Origin of the sequence: Achromobacter sp. UBA5777 (genome assembly GCF_002418565.1) — a bacterium.
In the GTDB taxonomy this organism is placed as follows: Bacteria; Pseudomonadota; Gammaproteobacteria; order Burkholderiales; family Burkholderiaceae_B; genus Achromobacter; species Achromobacter animicus.
Genome location: NZ_DIEJ01000170.1, coordinates 1 through 3844, shown reverse-complemented (window position 1 = coordinate 3844; position 3844 = coordinate 1). Strand labels below are relative to the sequence as shown.

At 63.6% G+C, this 3844-nt stretch carries 2 protein-coding genes and 2 pseudogenes; 3 read left to right on the top strand and 1 reads right to left on the bottom strand.

The window, feature by feature from the left end:
• A pseudogene (locus tag B3446_RS13355) lies at positions 1–196 on the bottom strand (Bcr/CflA family drug resistance efflux transporter); the annotation flags it as partial.
• 157 nt (positions 197–353) lie between these two features.
• Between B3446_RS13355 and B3446_RS13350 the strand changes: the two are divergent.
• From B3446_RS13350 to B3446_RS13340, 3 genes and pseudogenes are all read left to right on the top strand, one after another.
• Entirely contained in the window at positions 354–1619 is a 1266-nt protein-coding gene (locus tag B3446_RS13350) for a class I SAM-dependent methyltransferase (RefSeq protein ID WP_291381683.1), read from the top strand.
• 494 nt (positions 1620–2113) lie between these two features.
• Positions 2114–2945: pseudogene (locus tag B3446_RS13345) on the top strand (glycine betaine ABC transporter substrate-binding protein).
• 292 nt (positions 2946–3237) lie between these two features.
• The coding region (locus B3446_RS13340) for an ABC transporter permease (protein ID WP_291381682.1) at positions 3238–3844 on the top strand (607 nt) is incomplete at its 3' end.

Here is a 3844-nt window from a genome sequence, read left to right as displayed (position 1 = left end):
CCTGCGCCAGCGCCAAGCCGATGAGGTACGCCGCCAGCGTGCGCTCGACATCGCCGCGGGCGACACCAAGGTTCGCCGCGATCGTGGGGAACGCGGGCAGATACATGTCGATGGCGAACGGGCCGATGGCCGTCAGCGCGCCCATGAGAATGAGCCAACCGGGCAGGCTGCTGCGGGATGTTTGCATTGGGGGCATGTAGATCGCGGTAAAACGCAGGGACAGGGCGCGTGGCAGTGCAGAGGCTGTATTGGCCGCGCCAAGCCGGGGACTTTATCATGGGCGGGCTTACAGGAAGATTGCGGGCGTTTTCCGTTAGCGTCCCTGATGTCCCTATGCATCCGGAGGAAAAGCCGTGAATCCTTTGCTTTCTGTCGTGGAGCGCAAACTTCAGGCGTTGCCTGTCCCTGTCCAGCTCGTCCTGCCCGATGGCGCCGTGTTCGGCCCACCCGACCCGCGCGTGCGGTTCGTGACGCATGACAAGACCGCGTTGGCGCATCTGGCCGAAGGGGCCGTTGGGGTGCTGGGCCAGGACTATGTCGAAGGCCGCATCGATATCGAGGGCAGCATGCGCGATGTGATGGCGGCGGCCGCGGCGCTGCTGCCCGGTTCGCCGATGGACGCGGCGCGCGGCGGCTGGTTGACCGACCTGGTGCACAAGGTGATGTCGGTGTGGCGCCATTCCATCGAGCGCGACGCCCGGCAGATCGAATTTCACTACGACCTGTCCGACGACTTCTACGCGCTGTGGCTCGATCCGCGCCGCGTGTATTCCTGCGCGTACTTCCGCGAACCGGGCATGACGCTCGCGCAGGCGCAGGAAGCCAAGCTGGATCTCATCTGCCGCAAGCTGCGCCTGGCGTCGGGCGAGCGCTTCCTGGATGTGGGCGCGGGGTGGGGCGGGCTGCTGCTGTGGGCGGCCGAACACTACGGCGTGGACGCCACCGGCATCACGCTGTCGCGCAACCAGCATGCGCACGTGAGCCGGCTGATCCAGGAAAAAGGCCTGACAGGTCGCGTGCGCATCGAATTGCTGGACTACCGCAAGCTGGACGCGTCGCAGCCCTACGACAAGATTGCGTCGGTGGGCATGTTCGAGCACGTGGGCCGCGCGCAACTGGAAAGCTACTTCGCCACGCTGCGCCGCCTGCTCAAGCCCGGCGGGCTCATCATGAACCACGGCATCACCGCCGCCGGCGTGGATAACGCGGAACTCGGCAACGGCATGGGCGAGTTCATCGAGAAGTACATCTTTCCGGGCGGCGAACTGACGCACGTCAGCGTCGTGATGCAGACATTGGCCAACGGTGGCCTGGAAGACCTGGACGTGGAGAACCTGCGCCCGCACTATGCGCGCACGCTGTGGGCGTGGAGCGATCGGCTGGAGGCGCGGTTGCCGGACGCGGCGCGCATTCTGGGCGCGGACCAGGGCGAGCGCTCGCTGCGCGCCTACCGGCTGTATCTGGCCGGTTGCGCGATGGCCTTTGAGCACGGGTGGATCGCGCTGCATCAGATTCTTGCGCAGCATCCCGCGACGGGGCGCGCGGATGAACTGGATCTTCCCGCCGATCTGTCGTATCCGTGGCGGCGGGATTATATGTACGCCACGCGATCCGAGTAATGGTTGCGGAAGATTGGTTCCACATGGCCGCGTGGAATATTCCATTCCTGAATGGGCCAATAGATGGTTCTTCGCCGGTTTTGGAACCCGTTGAACGTATAAATACGCGCGGAATGTTAACTAGATGTATCTGACCTTGGGATTGTGATTTGCCTAGGAGGAAATCGCGTTTTTCCCCTGAAACACTCGGGTTATCCCTTAATGAAAATCGGATGAATGTATCTGTTTCATTCACCCTCGGGGTTGGTCTGCATCTCAATTTCGTTTAAGATGCCGCCTTCTTCGTTCAGTTTGTTCTCTTTCTCTGAGTTCTCAAAAACCCGTTTTTGAAGCTCCCTGTCTTGCAAGACGCCGCGTCCCTCGCGGGCCGTCTTGTTGCTAGTGTCGGTTTGTATTGGCGGTTCTGCCCGTCTTCCGCACAACCCCCTTAGCTCCACGGTGCCTCCCGGGCTTGTTCCCGGCGTGCGTGCCTGAACCTATGGAGGCAAAAGCCAATGCGTTTTACCCCTGTCAAGACCCTGGCCGCCGCGGCCGTTATGTTTGCGTTTGCCGGTGCGGCCCAAGCCGCCGACGCCCCGCAATGCGAGCTCAAGCGCCCGGTGACCTTCGGCGGCATGAACTGGGAATCCAATCTGGTCCTGGTTGACGTCGAACGATTCATCATGGAAAAGGGCTACGGTTGCAAGACCGAAACCCTGCCCACCGAGACCCTGCCCGCCCTGGCCGCCCTCGAGCGCGGCGATCTGGACATCAATACCGAAATCTGGCTGAACAGCGTGGCCGACCCCTGGGCCCGCGCCGAGAAGACCGGCAAGGTCAAGCGCATCGGTGACGTGTTCATGGGCGCCGAAGGCTGGTACATCCCCAAGTACACGGCCGAACGCCTGCCCGAACTGAAGTCCGCAGCCGACCTGCCCAAGNNTGTCGGCCTACAAGCGCAAGCAGAACGTGGTCTTCTACTACTGGTCGCCCACGCCGCTGGTCGGCGCCATGGATCTGGTCAAGCTGGATCTGCCGCCCTACGACGCCGAAAAGCACAAGTGCCTGACGTCGCCCAAGTGCGCCAAGCCTGAGCCCAGCGCCTATCCCGACAATCCCGTCTTCACCGCGGTGAACACCAAGTTCTCCGAAGATGCGCCCAAGCTGACCGAATTCCTGTCCAAGGTCTCGGTGCCGCTGCCGGTCATCAACGAAACCCTGGCCCACATGGAAGAGTCCGGCGATGAATCGAACGCCGTGGCCAAGTGGTTCCTGAAGAACAAACCCGACGTCTGGACCAAGTGGGTCCCCGCCGACGTCGCCGGGCGCGTCCAAAGCGCGCTGTAAAGCACTGTGATCCTGGCTGCGCGCCGCGGTGGCGCGTACCGGCCCCCGATGGGACCGGACCTCTTTGCCGGGATGGCCGCCGGCCGGACGCAAGCGTCCGGCCCGGCAAGCGTGCTTGTGCCGCCACCCGCGGTGGCAGTGATACCGGTGCAGGGCACCGATGCGGATGTGATCTGCGCGATCCATCATCCGTCCAGGTGCCAGGCACCCGTCTCAGTCTCGTTGTTTTCCGCTGCGCCGGCGCGCCCGGTGGCGACACGGGCGGCGAGCGCGCCAGAATGGAGTCAAAACGATGTTTCCTGAAATTATTCCCGCCCGTCAGGTACGGGGGGCGATCGACGGCTTTGTCGATCATCTGGTCACCAACTACGCCGACACGCTGGAGACGTTGTCCCAGCCCGTGCTGCATGCGTTGGTGTGGTTGGAGCAACTTTTGCGCAACTCGCCCTGGTGGGCGGTTGTCGCCGTCACCATCGCGATCGCCTATGGCGTGAGCCGCCGCGTCGGGCTGAGCCTGGCGATGGGCGCGCTGCTGTGCGTGATCGGCGTGCTGGGACTGTGGGACGCCGGCATGCAGACGCTGGCGCTGATGATCATGGCGGCCGGCCTGTCCGTGTTGATTGGCATCCCCCTGGGCGTGCTGATGGCGCGGGTGAACTGGCTGCGTTCGGGCATGCTGCCCGTACTGGACGTGATGCAGACGATGCCCAGCTTCGTGTACCTGATTCCCGTCGTCATGCTGTTTGGCCTGGGCAAGATTCCCGCCATCATCGCAACCGTCATCTACGCCGTGCCGCCGCTCATCCGCCTGACCGACCTGGGCATCCGCCTGGTCGACCGCGAAGTGCTGGAAGCGTCGCGCGCCTTTGGCGCCAATCCGCGCCAGCAGCTGTTCGGCG